This window comes from Pararhizobium sp. LjRoot235, from assembly GCF_964254145.1.
GTDB lineage: Bacteria > Pseudomonadota > Alphaproteobacteria > Rhizobiales > Rhizobiaceae > Pararhizobium.
The window spans coordinates 841,042-855,760 of the sequence record NZ_CAXUSP020000002.1; the positions used below are offsets into that span (position 1 = coordinate 841,042).

The following is a 14,719-nucleotide window of genomic DNA, read 5'->3' on the forward strand; positions in this document are numbered from 1 at the left end:
GTTTATTGAAGATCGGAGGTTTGGAAAGCATCGCCGCGATCGGCGCGTGCATGAACCACGGATGGATGGTCGCTTCTACCGTGAACCCAGTCGACCGGGTTGCCAGCACGCGCGAACGATGGGCGGTGGTCTCGAGGGACGACGTAGGGGAAGTGGCGCTTGAGCAGGTTGAGCTGCTTTTCAAAGACCGACCAGGAAATCGAGGCAAGCAAAACGGTGGCTGCGCCTGCGACCACAAACCGTCCGAGCCCCTGCTGCGAAACATCAACGGGAATCCAAGGTTGAGCCTTGACCACCAGAGAGAGCACGATCGGGTGGATGAGGTAGACGCCATAGCTAATGCGCCCCAGTGCCGTTAATGGAGAGAGCTCAGCTAGCCGGCCGAGATAGCCTCCGCCCCCTGCCGAACAGCCTCCCACAAGCATTGTCAGCGGCAAAAGGGGCAGAACCTCCATGCCGATCCAGGTTGCCCAATCAAGTGTTGGCGTCATGGGTCTCGATTCCAGCCACAGCAGGATGACGAAGCCAGCGGCAAACGGCATCCAACTGAGCCTCATCCATTGGGGCCAGGACGGGCTTCTGGTTCGATAAGCGGCCAGCAGCGCCCCCGATGCGAGCGCGTCCATTGACGCTGAGGGGAGCAGATCACGCATCAGAGAAGGCGTCCCGGTCACGGGCCAGCAGAAGCGGTATGCCAACGAGCATGCAATAACGGCGATGCAGATCCGCTCAATCAGGTGGCGCGGCGCCAGCAGGATCAAAAGCGGCCAGACGATATAGAACTGTTCCTCAATGCTCAGGCTCCACGTGTGACATAGAACCCAAGGGGCCCACTCATCCTGCAGGGCATACCAGAAGTTCGACAGATAGAACGCGTGCCACATCAGGTTGCCTCGGGCGCCTTCGAGATTGATAACCCAGATGAAGCCCAACATGGCGAAATAGGGAGGAAATATGCGCAGTGCGCGACGTATATAAAATGATTTCAGCGCAGTAATCGGTTGATACCGGTCGGCGCGGCGCGCATCCAAAAGGAGCCGAGTTATCAGAAATCCGCTGAGCACGAAGAACAGACGTACGCCGAGGTGACCCCAATGGGACCCGTCAGTGGCGAAAAAATGTGCGTACAGCACCATCGTGACGGCAACGGCTCGCAGCCCGTCCAACTGCCGGTCGCGTGTATTCGACATAGACACCCCTCGGCAATAGGCCTTCGTCTGCCACTCTCCTTGCGGGTGCCAGCTCCCCATTTGTTCTCGCCTTCTGCATCGTTTTTGGCGTCACAAGTGACATATGAAGCGGTGAGGCGGAGCCCGGACTGTAAGCGTGAATTCGGCCAAACTTTGACAGCGACTGCTTGATCAGCAGATTGCGTCACAGAATCGACGGCTGGCCTCTCATCGGTGGAGCGCAATCTCAAATGCAATTTGATGCACAGGTGGGGTAACGCCGGGTGCCGGGCGCGACCCGATTTATTCACTTTTTGCAGCGTTTTCGGACGTGTCGCGGGCCAATCATGGTGTTGGTCAAAAGCTCTTTTCTTTTTCACCTCGTCCTCCGACACGCTCGGAGTTTTATTTTCTTCAAGCTCAAAGACGGGAACAATTTCGATGGCCGCGTGTTCCAGGACCTAGGGTACCGAGCCGCTTTTCCGGCTCAATCAAGGTGATAAGTTCTCCGAAGACCTTCGAAATGTTGGCGCGATTGATCTCGTCGATCACCAGGACATGTTCTTCCGCGGTGGCCTCCGCGGCTTCTGCCATGCGGCGTAGGATGCCGGGTTCCGCCACAAGCGTGAAGCCGACGCTATCGGCCGTAGCCCCTCGACAAAGTCCTCATAGGCATAGTTCTGGTGGAAGGTGACAAAGCCGATCTGCCCTTGGCCGCGCAATTCCTCATAAGCCTTTCGCAGCTCCTGCCGTCGTACCCGGTCGGTAAGCAACGGATCGTTATCGGCAAGGCCACGACACAACCGCACAGCCTCGGCCATCGTGCGATAGGTCTTGCCAGTACCTGGCGGGCCGTAGAGAATCAGGTTGAGTGGCTAACGCTTGACCGGATCCGGCGCCGGCGTTTCTTAGGCGGGCAGGCCGCCCCAGTGAGGCAGGTTCTGGAGGAACCAGTTGTAGTCCTGGGTCTCGCCGTCGAAAGCGAAACGGATCAGCCGTTTCGCCATGTCGTTGTTCGGATAGACTCCCCAGATCCTCGGCTGGTAGGGGTAGTGGTACCATTCCCGCGCCGTGTAGTCAGTTTTCCAGGCAACCGAAACCCGCTCACCACCTGCCGCATTGGCCGTTATGGTTACCGACGGCCTTGATCTGCATGACCGATACAATTTGAGCGCGATTATCAAAAGGTAGTCCGTTCCTACGGGTATAGGTTGCCTTGATCGCGATCCGCTCACCGGGCTGCATTCGCAGTATCTGCTCCCGCTGGCGATCACTGGGATTGCCAATGTCCCAGATACCTTCGGCCAGAAAACGGTCGGACTGATCATCACGCCCGCCATAGGAGGCGCCAACGAATCAGCACGGACCACTCTGCAGAGCTTCCCACTCGTCCTGCGCGGCGGGAAGCGTATTAGGCGACGTCATGGGCGCACGCGGCCATTCGTGAGCAACCAGTCCACTTCATCGCAACTTGCGTCGCTGCAGCAAGCCACGCCCTGGCTGGACAAACTCCAGAGGCCACGGAGGCAATGAAGCGATTGCGTCAGCTTGATCCCGACTTCCGCCTGTCGAGGCTCAACGATTTCTTCCCGATCCGGCGACCGGATGATGCCGCACGATGGGCCGATGGTTTGCGAAACGCAGGCCTGCCCCCCTGACGGCGAGAAACTACCGGTAATTCGTGGAATCGCTGAGGTCCGCTAAAAACCGGCCCGTAGGACTGAAGGTGACGACCGTCAATTGGTCCCTTCATATATTAACTTAAGGCCAAATCGATCCGGGGAAAGGATTTCGACGCGGCGGTGGCCGAGCAAGCGCGGCGATATTTGGAGGAAGGCTGCAAGAGTTCCGATTTGACACCTTCGGCAGCGATGATTTTTGGGGCGGCAAGCTCAAGCTGCATGAGGCGATCGCCGGCGAAAAACTGTAGCCCGCAAAAGGCACTTGAGCTCGGTCTGTGTGATGCAGCTTTATGTCGTGCCCGAAGTTGTCTAAACGCCTTTATGAGAGATGAACCCTTAAAGCAGGCGGTCCTCGGCGGCAAAGTATCTAAAAATACTAAGAAAATAAAATGCGCATTGGACGCCTTGAATGGATGCGAACCAGCGCACCCCACGCTTTTCGCACTCGACGCCACTCGATTGGCTGACACGCATGATCGAACTCCCTTTCGGCCGAGGAGCACCGACTGCGCCGGCAAGCGAAGGTCCGCCGAGCGCGACCGCAGTGATGGCGTCGACCTGTTGGCCCCGCCGGATTTGATCTGTAGGAAAGAGAGGCATAAGTAACGAGAGAGCCGCTGGTGGTAGCGATCACGGCTGAACTCATGAAAACGACGACGCGGTCAAATGCTGATGCCGGAAAGACAGCCGCCTCGCGAGGCCTTCGTACGGAGAGACGACTGTGACAATAACGTCTCCACTTGCATGCCGGACGCCCGGCATCTAGATTGGCTATATGCTTGACCATTCGTCCCGGCCGCCCTCGCCGCACCAAATCCCAATGGATGCCCTGAGCGAAGTCCTACAAGACTTTCGCTTGAGTGGAGTGAACTATGGCCGCTGCGAGCTCCGACATCCATGGAGCATCGCCTTTCCACAACAACAACTGCTTCGTTTTCACTTTGTCAGCCAGGGTCCATGCTGGATCCATACCGAAGCCCAAGGATGGCAGGAGTTGCACGATGGCGATCTGGTGCTGCTGCCGCAAGGCATCGCACATCGATTGGCCAGCGCGCCGGATGTTGTGGGCGACTCGCTCAAGGGGTGCCAGGTGACAAAGTTGGGGAGCAACGTCTGCGAAGTGGTGCGGGAAGGAACGGGTGCGACCAGCACCCTGTTCTGCGGCTCCATGGCTTTGGGCGCGTATGCGCTTAACCCCTTGATCGCTTTGATGCCGCCAATCATCAAGGGCTGCGATGTGGCTGGCAATGACCCGATCGTTGGTCCCCTGCTGGCGGCTATGACGGCGGAGGCCGCACAACCCCAGATGGGCAGCGCAACAGTCTTATCACGTATGGCGGACTTGCTCGCAGCGCGGCTCATCCGCTGCTGGGTCAATTGCAGCGGAGCCTCGACCACTGGTTGGCTCGCCGCCATCCGGGACCCCCACATCGGTCGCGTTCTGGCGGTAATGCACCGAGACCCCGGCCATAACTGGACCCTCGAAAGCCTCGCCAGTGTGGCAGGTCAGTCGCGCTCGATCTTCGCCGAGCGCTTCAGCGCTGTTTTGGGGGAAGGCGCGGCACGCTATCTCGCCCGTCTGCGTATGCAGCTTGCCCGCGAGTTGCTGGGGCAAAGCGGCATGTCGGTTGCCGAGGTTGCTTCCCGCTTGGGCTATGAATCCGAGGCATCCTTCGCTCGCGCGTTCAAGCGCATCACGAACGTCTCACCGGGCATTGTGCGTCGCACAATTCCCGGACGAACGGACATGGATTTCGGATTTTAGGATACATATCATCCCAAAAGATTCGTCTATGAAGTCTCCGAACCTAGGAGATAATTCAAATGACGGACACAATATCGCAGCTTGACGGCGCAGTGATAGGCCTTGATGCCACTGAGCCAACCGCGTGGAGCGCGGCCACCTGGTTCGCGGTCTTTTCGATGGCGGCCACCAGCTTTGCGCTGGTGTCAGCTGAGTTCCTGCCGGCAGGCCTGTTGACGCCAATGGCGCGCGATCTCGGCGTTAGCGAGGGAACAGCCGGACAGGTCGTCACCGCCACCGCTTCCGTAGGCGCCGTGACGGCCTTGTTGAGCAATGTTCTCATCGGCAGATTGAACCGCAAGACGGTGCTCGTCGGCCTCAGTGCGTTGGCGATCGGCTCCAATATTCTTGCGGCTTTAGCGACCGATTTTTGGCTATTGTTGTTAGGCCGGGCCGGCCTGGGCATTGCCCTCAGCGCCTTCTGGGCGCTTTCCGTTGCCGTCGTGGCGAGGCTGGTTGGCGCCAACGCAACAGGTCGGGGCATGGCGATCGTCACCCTGGGCGTCTCGCTCGCCACCATAGCTGCACCTTCCATGGGCGCTTTGATTAGCGACTGGGTAGGCTGGCGCAGCGCCATGGCCATGACAGCGGGGCTTGCCGCGCTTGCCATGCTGCTGCAGTTGCTCAGCCTGCCGACGCTGCCTGCGAGCGAAAGCAATAGTCTCAGCGATGTCTTTCGGCTGACACGGCGGCGTCGTATTCAACTGGGAATGCTTGCTATCCTTTTGCTGATGACGGGGCATTTTGCTGGCTCAGTCTATGTGCGTCCCTTCCTCGAACAGGTGACGCTCCTTGCAACCGGGCCGATTGCCCTGGCGCTGCTCGGGTTTGGCATCGCCGCCGTGATCGGTAATATTGCCGGTGGCCGAATGGCCGACGCCAATATCCGCATGGCCTTGGCAGTCAACGCCGCGTTGATGGCTTTTGCAGCACTCGCTTTGGTGCTTTGGGGCGCTCACATCGGCGTTGCCTTCGGCTTTGCTACGCTTTGGGGCTTCGCTTTCGGCATGGCGCCGGTGGTGCTGCCTACCAATCTGTCCCGCGGGGCACCCGACGCGCTGGAGGCAGCGGGCAGCCTAATGGTCGTCTCTTTCCAGGTCGCCATCAGTATCGGCGCGGTTTTGGGCGGCTATGTCGTGGACAACTATGGCGCTACGGGACCCTTAATCCTTACCGCCGTCCTTGCCGCATCGACAGTCGCCCTGGCGCTGCTAGGCAAAACCAGTTTGCCATGACGCACCATCGTTCGCGACGACGACAGATGGTTCGGCTTCAGCCCATAGCGGTCCGCCACCGCGTTCACCGTCACGCCCGGTTGCAGGCTCTCCGAAGCGATCCCGGCCTTCAACTCGTCCGGCCATTGCAATGCACCTCACGTCCGGCCTGTCCGGTTGTGACCCTGCTCCTCTCCGCCGAGGACGCTTGTCCCGTTCCGTATTTAGATGGAGACGCCGGCCTCGCGGAGTCCGTCCACCAGCCGATCGAACAGATTGGGATCCCGGTATGGTAAAGTCCGCTTGAGGTGATCGATAGAGAAGTTCGGGTTAACCTCCAGGACCTCACGCCAATAGCGCCGCGCTTCTTCGTGCCGCCCGATTCGTCCATAGAGACACGCGAGATAAAAGCGCGTCATGTCCGATCGCGGCGCAAGCGTTAACCGACGCTTGAAGGCGATCTCGGCCTCGTCAAAGCGCCCGAGACTCAATAGCGCCCTCCCCAGGAAATGCAGCGACAGGTCGAATTGCGGGTCAAGCCGGTGGGCCCGTGTATACAGCGCCAGGGCGTCTTCGTGCCGACCCTGGAAATCCCTTATGGCGCCAAATGCCGTATAGGCGTTGGCCGAATTGGGGTCGAGTTCGATCGCCCGCTCTTCAGCGCGCTCCGCCTCATCCAGACGCCGCATGAAGGCAAGCGCGAGCCCGAGCGCGTGATGGCCTTGCGGCTCAGTATCGTCCGTCTCGATTGCCCTGTGTGCCAGCTCGAACGCCTGTGTGAGATTGTCAGGCGTTGCGCCGTTCCACTGGTTGATGAAGTCAGTTAAGGTGGTAATCGAGAGCGAAGCATAGGCCGCCGCCAGCCCCGGATCGATCACGATGGCGCGCTCCAGCATGCTGCGCGCCTCAGCGGACGATACGGAGTTGAACTGCAGAATGGACTGACGGGAGCGGACGAGCAGGTCGTAGGCTTCGGGATCGACCCTGCCGCGGCTCTCTCGCCACTCCTCTTCGCGGGGTGTCAGCTTCACTCTGAGCGCGTTGACGATCGTGCGGGTCACTTCGTCCTGAACAGCAAAAATATCCTCAAGTCCACGGTCGTAGCGCTCGGCCCACAGATGACCGCCCGTCGTGCCGTCGATCATCTGGGCGTTGATGCGAATACGGTCGGTGGCCCGGCGCACACTGCCTTCAAGGATATAGCGGACGCCGAGTTCCCGGCTCACCTTGCGGATGTCCGGCGTCTTGCCTTTATAGGCGAAGGAGGAGTTCCGGGCGATCACGAAGAGACCGGAAACCTTTGAAAGATCCGTGATAATGTCCTCGGTGATGCCATCGGCGAAATAACCCTGCTCCGGGTCGCCGGACATGTTGTCAAACGGTAGAACGGCTATCGATGGCTTCTTTGGAAGCTGCGGCGGGGGTTCAGCGGCAGTCTTGTTGGGATCGCTCGCGCGGTCGTTCGGCGACCAACGCCAAATATGCACCGGGCGCTCGATGTTCTTGACCTCATAATCGCCGGCGTCGACGAAATCGAGGCCGACACGCCCATGCACGTATTCATGAATTCCATCCGAAATCGCCACGCCGCCAGGATCGGCAAGCGCCTCGATACGGGCAGCCACATTGACCCCGTCCCCGTATAGATCGCGGTCCTCGACCATGATGTCGCCCAGGTTGACACCGACACGGAGCACGATCGCCCGGTCCTCCGGCATATCTCCGTTTGCGACGGCCATGGCCTGCTGAATTGCTGCTGCGCATTCGATGGCGTTGACGGCGCTGCCGAACTCGACAAGGACACCGTCACCCGTCCTCTTGAAGACGCGGCCCTGATGACTTGCGACGAGCGGCTCCAGCACCTCTTTCCACCGCGCCATGAGCAGCGTGTGGGTGCTTTTTTCGTCCCGCTCCATAAGCCGGCTGTAGCCGACCACATCAGCGGCCAAAATGGCAGCAAGCCGACGTCTGATGGATTTGTTGGCCATGAGCAATGGCGCCTTCCTAGCACCGATTAGCCAAACTTTACTGCCGTATTGCTGCCATGTCTATTTGGCTTGAGGCAGACCCTTGGTCGACAACCAACGTTCGCTCGCAAACGTCCGCTTGTCCCATCTCCTTGCGCCAGCGGCCGAGCGGTAGCGTTCATCGGGCGCATCCGGAATGACCGGCTGGGGTCAACTTGCACCCTGGCGCGGACAAACCTGGATGATCGCAACGAGTGGAATCCGAACATTCGCGCCAGTGTGCCAAAAAGGTGGCATTGCAGACACTTCACTTCATCCTTCGGGCGACCCGATGCACTGGAAGCACCACGACGAAGCAGGCGCCGCCGCCCGACGGAGATTCGTATCGGACCGCGCCGCCGTGGCGCTCGGCGATCTGGCGCACCAGCGCCAGCCCCAAGCCCCAGCCGCCCGCGGCCTCGCTGCGGCCCGAGGGCCTGTAGAAGGGCTCGAAAACGCGGGCGCTCTCGCTATCCGGTAGACCCGGGCCGTGGTCGCGGACCCTGATTTCCACCTCGCTACCAGCCTGCGCGACAGTGGCTGCGACGGGCGGGTCGCCGTGGCGTAGCGCGTTCTGCATCAGATTGCGCACGAGCCTGGCGAGAAGGCGCGCATTGCCTGTGACCGTCGCCGGCGTGCCGGAGACCTCGACGCCGTTGCGCGCGCCCTCTTCCGAGACCAGAGCCAGAAGGTCGACGGACTCCGGTACATCGAGCTCATCGACATGATCGAGCCTGCTTGCCAGCAGGATCTCCTCGACCAGCGTGTTCAGCTCGGCGAGGTTATGGACGATCTCCTCCCTGCGACTGTCGTCCGGCGCCTGTTCATAGAGGTCGATCGCGATACGCAGGCGCGCAAGCGGCGAGCGCAATTCGTGGCTGGCATTGGCGAGCAAAGCGCGGTGTGACCTGATCAGCCGCTCGACATGGTCGGCGGCCTTGTTGAAGCTCTTTGCCACCGCCGCGACCTCGTCGCTGCCGTCCTCAGGCACGCGGGCCACGAAATCGCCCCTGCCCCAGGCGTCAACGCCCGCGCGTAACCGTTCCAACCGTCGGGTCAGGTGACGCACCACCGGATAGGCGGCGAGCCCGATGACGGCGGCGATCAACGCCAGAAAGGCGAGCGGATTGCGGCCAGCCGGACGGAAAGGCCGCTCCATGCGCGCAGCTACTGCGCGACCGTCGGGCAACTCCGTTACCACGGTGTGAGAATTGCCTAAGGGGCGGTGGCGCCAATGCCGCTGGAGAATGTCGCGCGGGAGCGGTCGGCCGGCGCTCGCGATCAGTCTGCCACGCGGATCGTATACCGCTATGTCGGCGTCGAAGGCCCGTGAAAACCGCTCCAACGTCGCCTCGACCGACCGCCGGTCCATGTCGGGCGGAATCAGCGCGGCGACGAACCGCGCGCGTTGGCTCTGCCAACTGGACTCCTCCTCGCCCTGTCCCAGCCACACGAAGGCCGCGCTGGCGACGGCGACCGCGGCAAGGCTCGCCAGCAGCGTCAGATAGATTTTTAGGAACAGCCGGCTGCGCATCGCTCTATCTCTCGTCATCCTGGAAGCGGGCGAAGACATAGCCGGCGCCGCGCACGGTGATGATGCGCCTCGGATGCTTGGGGTCGCTCTCAATGGCCGCCCTGATGCGCGAGATATGGACGTCTATGGAACGGTCGAAGGCTTCCAACTCCTCACCCTTGACCGTGTCCATCAACTGCTCGCGCGACAGCGTGCGGCCGGCATTTTCGGCAAGCGCCACAAGCAGGTCGAACTGGTAGCTGGTCATCGCACATTCGCGGCCGTCGATCCTGACCAAGCGGGATCCCGGCTCGATCTCCAGCCGTCCGAAGCGCAGGACGCGCGAAACGGCCGCACCACCGTTGCGGCGGCGCCGGATCGCTTTCAGCCGCGCCAGCAGTTCGCGCGGATTGAAAGGCTTGGGTAGATAGTCGTCGGCACCTAGCTCCAGCCCGACGATGCGATCGGTCTCCTCGCCCTTGGCCGTGAGCATCAGGATCGGCACGTCGGAGACGGCGCGCATCCGCCGACAGGTCTCAAAGCCGTCGAGGTCGGGGAGCATGACGTCGAGGATCACGGCGTCCGGCGCGCGGCGGCCGAGGTCAGCAAGGCCCGCCGTGGCCGTCGCGGCGGCGTGGACGATGTAGCCGTTTGCGGAGAGATAGTCGGCGAGCATGGCGGACAGGCGCGTATCATCATCGACGATCAGGACCTGTTCCACCATCGCTCCGCTCTCCGTTCAGTCCCTTGGCCGACGCAGTCTACCACCGGCCGCGGCCTCCGCGCTCCTTCAAATGCGCGGCCAGCTTGGTGCGTTGTTCGGGGGTCAGCACTTCGGCGGCGTCGAGGAGCGCAGTCGTCATCTTGCGCGAGGCCTCGTCGATGGCCGCGATGCGCTCACCGCGCAGTTTCTCGGCGGCGGCGCGGTCGATGGTCGGCGCGCCGAGGAGTTCGATAACCGCCTCACGCGTCTCGCGGAAGTCCCGGAAAGTCGGCCTGATCTCATCGCGCGCCTTGTCGATGATGTCCCAAAGCTTGTCTTCCTGTTCGGACGTTGCATTGAGTTCGTCGAGCAGGGAGCCGATCCGGTGTTCCATAAAGTCGCCACCTCCCATATGCGCGTGCATCAGGTGGCCGCCCATGCCGAAGCGGCCCATGCCAAAGCCGAAATCGTCGCTGCGCGCGGCTGCAAAGCCGATCCCGCCGACAACCGCGACGGCCGCGATGCCGCCGATCGCCGCGCGCCGGCGCCAGCCCTTCGAAGCGGCTTCGCTGGCGGCCGGGTTCGCCAGGTTCTTGTCCTCAGTTTCCATCATTCGTCTCCTTTTCCTCCGCAGCGCCTGCTGCAATGGAGGAAAGCTAACAGGCCAACGTTTCGCGCGTTCTGGGCGAATGTAAAGAAATGTAAAGCCGGAGCATTGCCGCCGCGGCGGCTCAACGCCTCTGCAGCAGTGGAACAGATGAAGATGCGCGCAGAAGCTGCGGCCGGCGAGCTCATGAGGGAGCCGATCGCGAAAACCTTCTCCCCAGGCCGTTTGTTTGTAAGCGATGAGGTGACACCGTTACTTCTGGAAGTTCCAGGGCATCAGCGCGTCGATCTCGCTCGATGGCCAACCTGCGGGATACGCTCAAGCGTCTGTGTCAGCCAGGCCAGCGGGTCGACTTCGTTCATCTTGGCGGACTGGATGAGCGTAGAGGTGGCCCAAGTCCTTCCGCCGCCGGCATTTCCGGCAAATAGGCTATTCTTCCGATTATGCAAAGATTTGCATAATCGGAAAAACTGGCTCTTCGCCTCGGTGTCGGTCTATCTCGAGGAGGCCGCTCACCCGGCGCGGCCAGCGCGCTTGACGAGCATGGCGATGAACGGCACGTCGTCACCAGAGACGGTATCGATAAGCCCGTCAGCGATCCATTGCACGAGCTCCGGCAAAGGATCGCGTCCGCCACGCCAGTACTGGGCGAGCACGTCGGGGCGAGGCACGTGTACGCGGTTGCTACAGCCCGCTTGATGCAACGCCTTCGCATCGTCGGGGCTGAACATGTCGAGCTCGATCGAGACCGAGTTCGCGCTGCATGCCCTCAAAACCCCAACGAGGTCGGCGTGGCGGGCATGAGTGATGGCTTCGGTCCTAAGGCCTGGATGGCGTTCGACCGCACGCTTCAGCATCACATGGTCGAAACTGATGACAATGACCCGGTCGGCCGTGCGCGTTGTTCGCAGCAAAGCTGCCACGCGATCAACGGCGATGTCCGGCCGCTCCGCCTCCTTGATCTCGAGCACAACCCCCATGTTGTCCGCCTTCGCCCAATCGAGCGCCTCCGCTACGGTCGGTACCTTCGTTCCGGCGAAAGTGGGATGAAACCGCCCCCCCGCATCCAATCTGCGGATCTGCTCGAGGCTGAGGTCGGCTGCAAAGCCGTGTCCGTTTGTCGTCCTATCGACGGTCAAGTCGTGCAGGACGATCGGCTCACCGTCTGCGGTCAGGACGACGTCGATCTCGACCGTGGTCGCCCCTGCAGCCTTTGCCGCTTCGAATGCCGGCAACGTATTTTCCGGGTAAAGGAGGCTGTAGCCGCGGTGGCCACAGACATGGACACGTCCCGCTTCGCGGGCAAGGAAGCTGAAGGCCATTTTCGATTTGATCCTCCATCGTTTGCACGCAAGTTGTCTACCGGCGCGCTCTGACTGTTTCGCGAACGACGAGCTCGACCGGGAAGTACAGCGAAATCGGCGGCGAGTCGGGTTCGGCGAGGCGCCGGTCGAGAATCGATATGACATCCCGGGCAATCCGCCGAGGATCTTGCCGCAGAGTGGTCAAACGGTAGGAGGACCATGTGGCCATGGGGATATCGTCGAAACCGATGACCGACACGTCGTTGGGAACGCGCAGGCCCGCGCCGCGAAGGTGATCGAGGGTGCCGAACGCCATGAGATCATCCACGCAGAACACCGCGTCGGGCGTCGGGCCACTCGCCAGGAGCTGTCGCGCCGCCTCTTTTCCGCCATCATAGTCGGCGCGGCCGGCCCGAACGATCTTCGTCTCGAATCCGGAAGCGGCGGCAAATTCAACGAAGGCATGCTCGCGGACGGAGAAGCTCAGGCTCGGATTCGCCCTGTTGACCACGGCGAAACGACAGGCTCCTGCCAGGCGTAGGGCCTCAAAGGCCTGCTGCGCACCGTCCCTGTCATCGCAATGGACGCTGTCGAGGCCGGTCTCGGTTCGATTTACCAGGATGAGCGGTTGTCCGTTTCGCCGCGTGAGCTCCAGCAGAGTGGCCGGCGGCGAGCCCGAGAGGAAGACGGTCGCCTCCGCCCGATAGCGCAACAACTGGCGGCTGGCATTCGCAATGTCGTCCGCCGTGGGCCCGATGTTGATGATCGCCGGGACGTTGGAGCGCTCGATCAAAGCATGCGAGATGGCGGCAACCATCTGGGCCTGGAATGGAGCATCGGCGTCGGAGGTCACGAGCCCGACGAGCCGACTCCGATTGGCGAGAAGCCCGCGGGCGAGATCGTTGACCTGGTATCCGAGTGCCGCGGCTGCCTCCTGCACCTGCGCCAGCGTCGCCGGTGCGATGCTTGCGCCAGGGGTGAAGGCCCGCGAAACCGCCGACCGGGACACGCCTGCGCGCTCGGCAACTGCCTGGGCGCTCACGAAGCGGCCTTGGTTGCTGTCTCTGGTATCCGACACCGGCTCGACTCCGCTGGACATTCCCCGAAACGCATTCATAATTGTGTTGCACAGCATTGCAACAATCAATGACGGCACGATAAAAAAACGTGTCGCGGCTGGGAGGAAATCAGGATGATTCACTGGAAAATCGGAACCGCTGCGCTTCTGAGCGCGGCATTGATGGGCGGCAGTGCGGTCTTCCTTGCGGCGACGCCTCTGTTGGCGCAAGAAACCGTGAAGCTCGAGCTCTGGTCGCGTCAGGATCCCTCGGGGCCACTGCGCCCCGGCAATGTGATCAAGGCAGCCGAGCGGCTGAACAAGGAACTCGAGGCCGAGGGCTCCTCCAAGCGCGTCGAGGTTGCCGTGCGCGAGAGCCCCGCCAAGGGCTTCGACGACGACGCACTACAACTTCTCAAGGTATTCGGCATCGGCGAAGGCCCCGATATATTCATTGCCGCGCACGAATGGATTTGCGCCTTCCAGGAGGATGGCTTCGTTCTCAAGCTTGACGACTATATCGCCAAATACCCTCAGCACTTCGGCACGATCTTTCCGTCGCTTTGGTCCTCGGCGAAGTGTCCCGACGGCACCTACGCAATTCCGCAGGACGCCGAGGCGAGGATGTTCTTCTACAACAAGAAGTTGCTGCGTGAGGCCGGCTACGACGCTGCCTTCGTCGATGCCATGCCGGAGCGGGCGTTGTCGGGTGACCTGACGATGGACGAGGTGCTGGAGATCGCCAAGCAGGTCGTCGATAAGACAAAAGCGCAATACGGCGTGCTTCACCGGCCAAACAAGGGGCCGGACTACATCATGGTCTTCCAGACCTATGGCAGCAACTTCGCCGATCCGGAAACCGGCAAACTGCTCCTCGAGCGCGACAAGCTCGCCGCCGCGTTCGGTTGGTTCGAGCGCGGGGTGAAGGAAGGGGTCATCCCGGCCAACAACACCGCGATGGAATTCGATGCGCTGCGCAAGGAATTCTACACTGGCAACGCCGCATTCTTCATGTACGGCATCTGGGACCTCGGCAGCGTCGCGTTCCCGACCTACGGGCTGCCGCAGGACGAAAAGGCCTTCTTCGCGGATTGGGGCTGGATTGCAGCGCCGGCACCTAAGAAAGGTGGCTCGCCAGTCAGTCTGACCCATCCGATCGTTTATGCTATCGCAGCCGACACGAAGGAGCCGGAACTCGCCGTCCGCCTGGTGGGCCACGCCTCGGCGGCCGACCTCAACACCGATCACGCGGTCACAACGACGCATCTCGGCATCAAGCCCGAGCAACTCGAAGACCCGCGCTACGCCAAGGCCTGGCCGCTCGCCAGGGCAACCGAACTGCTCAAGATCACCAAGTTCCTGCCCAACAACTCGCAGTTCGGGGAGCTCAACGGCATCATCTATGCCGGAATTCAAGGCATAGAATCGGGGCGGTTGACGGCGCAGAAAGCAGCTGATTTCGTCATCGAGGAGGCATCGTCCACTCTCGAGGACGTGATCGTGAAATAGGTCAAATACGTCTCGCGACCGTCAACCTGGCGCGCCGGGGTCGGCGGTTGCGAAGTCCGCCGTGCGAGCCAAACGATGACGACGATAGCAGATGAACTGACGATCGCGCGACGCGGCCATGCGGGCTCGGTTGCACGCAGGCGCACGAATT

12 protein-coding genes and 3 pseudogenes are annotated in these 14,719 nt (G+C 61.4%); 3 read left to right on the forward strand and 12 right to left on the reverse strand.

The genetic code is table 11. From position 1 onward, the window contains the following. Positions 1-2: 2 nt before the first annotated feature. The 4 genes and pseudogenes from ACSQ2Z_RS24700 to ACSQ2Z_RS24715 all read right to left on the reverse strand — a co-directional run bounded on the left by ACSQ2Z_RS24700 (position 3) and on the right by ACSQ2Z_RS24715 (position 3,072). Positions 3-1,190 (reverse strand): acyltransferase family protein, encoded by a 1,188-nt coding sequence (locus ACSQ2Z_RS24700; protein WP_436083839.1) that lies wholly within the window; start codon positions 1,188-1,190, stop codon positions 3-5. 447 nt (positions 1,191-1,637) lie between these two features. Then, a pseudogene (locus ACSQ2Z_RS24705) lies at positions 1,638-2,038 on the reverse strand (AAA family ATPase); the annotation flags it as partial. Positions 2,039-2,077: 39 nt separating this feature from the next. Continuing rightward, positions 2,078-2,353, reverse strand: a complete 276-nt coding sequence (locus ACSQ2Z_RS24710; RefSeq protein ID WP_436083840.1) for a hypothetical protein — start codon at positions 2,351-2,353, stop codon at positions 2,078-2,080. Positions 2,354-2,925: 572 nt separating this feature from the next. Next, positions 2,926-3,072: a hypothetical protein gene (locus ACSQ2Z_RS24715; RefSeq protein WP_436083841.1), complete on the reverse strand. Its 147-nt coding sequence runs from the start codon at positions 3,070-3,072 to the stop codon at positions 2,926-2,928. 554 nt (positions 3,073-3,626) lie between these two features. On the opposite strand from ACSQ2Z_RS24715, the gene ACSQ2Z_RS24720 reads away from it, so the two are divergent. Beyond that, on the forward strand, positions 3,627-4,616 hold the full coding sequence (locus ACSQ2Z_RS24720; RefSeq protein WP_436083842.1) for an AraC family transcriptional regulator: 990 nt from the start codon (positions 3,627-3,629) through the stop codon (positions 4,614-4,616). Between the two features lie 59 nt (positions 4,617-4,675). Next, entirely contained in the window at positions 4,676-5,890 is a 1,215-nt protein-coding gene (locus ACSQ2Z_RS24725) for an MFS transporter (protein ID WP_436083843.1), read from the forward strand. A gap of 20 nt (positions 5,891-5,910) precedes the next feature. Here ACSQ2Z_RS24725 and ACSQ2Z_RS24730 read toward each other — a convergent pair. The 8 genes and pseudogenes from ACSQ2Z_RS24730 to ACSQ2Z_RS24765 form a co-directional block, all read right to left on the reverse strand. Beyond that, positions 5,911-5,964 (reverse strand): annotated as a pseudogene (locus ACSQ2Z_RS24730) (hypothetical protein); the annotation flags it as partial. Positions 5,965-6,093: 129 nt separating this feature from the next. Further along, positions 6,094-7,857, reverse strand: a complete 1,764-nt coding sequence (locus ACSQ2Z_RS24735) for a tetratricopeptide repeat protein (protein WP_436083844.1) — start codon at positions 7,855-7,857, stop codon at positions 6,094-6,096. A gap of 286 nt (positions 7,858-8,143) precedes the next feature. Further along, on the reverse strand, positions 8,144-9,409 hold the full coding sequence (locus ACSQ2Z_RS24740) for a sensor histidine kinase (protein ID WP_436084149.1): 1,266 nt from the start codon (positions 9,407-9,409) through the stop codon (positions 8,144-8,146). Between the two features lie 4 nt (positions 9,410-9,413). Next, positions 9,414-10,112: a response regulator gene (locus ACSQ2Z_RS24745; protein WP_436083845.1), complete on the reverse strand. Its 699-nt coding sequence runs from the start codon at positions 10,110-10,112 to the stop codon at positions 9,414-9,416. A gap of 37 nt (positions 10,113-10,149) precedes the next feature. After that, complete coding sequence (locus ACSQ2Z_RS24750) at positions 10,150-10,701, reverse strand: Spy/CpxP family protein refolding chaperone (protein WP_436083846.1); 552 nt, start codon at positions 10,699-10,701, stop codon at positions 10,150-10,152. A gap of 249 nt (positions 10,702-10,950) precedes the next feature. Continuing rightward, a pseudogene (locus ACSQ2Z_RS24755) lies at positions 10,951-11,138 on the reverse strand (transposase domain-containing protein); the annotation flags it as partial. A 72-nt stretch (positions 11,139-11,210) separates the two neighbouring features. After that, positions 11,211-12,020 carry a glycerophosphodiester phosphodiesterase gene (locus tag ACSQ2Z_RS24760; RefSeq protein ID WP_436083847.1) on the reverse strand — a complete coding sequence of 270 codons (810 nt, stop codon included), beginning with the start codon at positions 12,018-12,020 and terminating at the stop codon, positions 11,211-11,213. A gap of 37 nt (positions 12,021-12,057) precedes the next feature. After that, positions 12,058-13,203: a LacI family DNA-binding transcriptional regulator gene (locus ACSQ2Z_RS24765; protein WP_436083848.1), complete on the reverse strand. Its 1,146-nt coding sequence runs from the start codon at positions 13,201-13,203 to the stop codon at positions 12,058-12,060. Between ACSQ2Z_RS24765 and ACSQ2Z_RS24770 the strand changes: the two genes are divergently transcribed. Further along, positions 13,195-14,568, forward strand: a complete 1,374-nt coding sequence (locus ACSQ2Z_RS24770; protein ID WP_436083849.1) for an ABC transporter substrate-binding protein — start codon at positions 13,195-13,197, stop codon at positions 14,566-14,568. The genes ACSQ2Z_RS24765 and ACSQ2Z_RS24770 overlap by 9 nt on opposite strands. Positions 14,569-14,719 lie beyond the last annotated feature (151 nt).

Coding starts and splice junctions, on each gene's coding strand:
- ACSQ2Z_RS24745 (WP_436083845.1), bottom strand. CDS start 10,112: ATGGTGGAACAGGTCCTGATCGTCGATGATGATACGCGCCTGTCCGCC.
- ACSQ2Z_RS24725 (WP_436083843.1), top strand. CDS start 4,676: ATGACGGACACAATATCGCAGCTTGACGGCGCAGTGATAGGCCTTGAT.
- ACSQ2Z_RS24760 (WP_436083847.1), bottom strand. CDS start 12,020: ATGGCCTTCAGCTTCCTTGCCCGCGAAGCGGGACGTGTCCATGTCTGT.
- ACSQ2Z_RS24750 (WP_436083846.1), bottom strand. CDS start 10,701: ATGGAAACTGAGGACAAGAACCTGGCGAACCCGGCCGCCAGCGAAGCC.
- ACSQ2Z_RS24770 (WP_436083849.1), top strand. CDS start 13,195: ATGATTCACTGGAAAATCGGAACCGCTGCGCTTCTGAGCGCGGCATTG.
- ACSQ2Z_RS24700 (WP_436083839.1), bottom strand. CDS start 1,190: ATGTCGAATACACGCGACCGGCAGTTGGACGGGCTGCGAGCCGTTGCC.
- ACSQ2Z_RS24715 (WP_436083841.1), bottom strand. CDS start 3,072: ATGCAGCTTGAGCTTGCCGCCCCAAAAATCATCGCTGCCGAAGGTGTC.
- ACSQ2Z_RS24720 (WP_436083842.1), top strand. CDS start 3,627: ATGCTTGACCATTCGTCCCGGCCGCCCTCGCCGCACCAAATCCCAATG.
- ACSQ2Z_RS24735 (WP_436083844.1), bottom strand. CDS start 7,857: ATGGCCAACAAATCCATCAGACGTCGGCTTGCTGCCATTTTGGCCGCT.
- ACSQ2Z_RS24740 (WP_436084149.1), bottom strand. CDS start 9,409: ATGCGCAGCCGGCTGTTCCTAAAAATCTATCTGACGCTGCTGGCGAGC.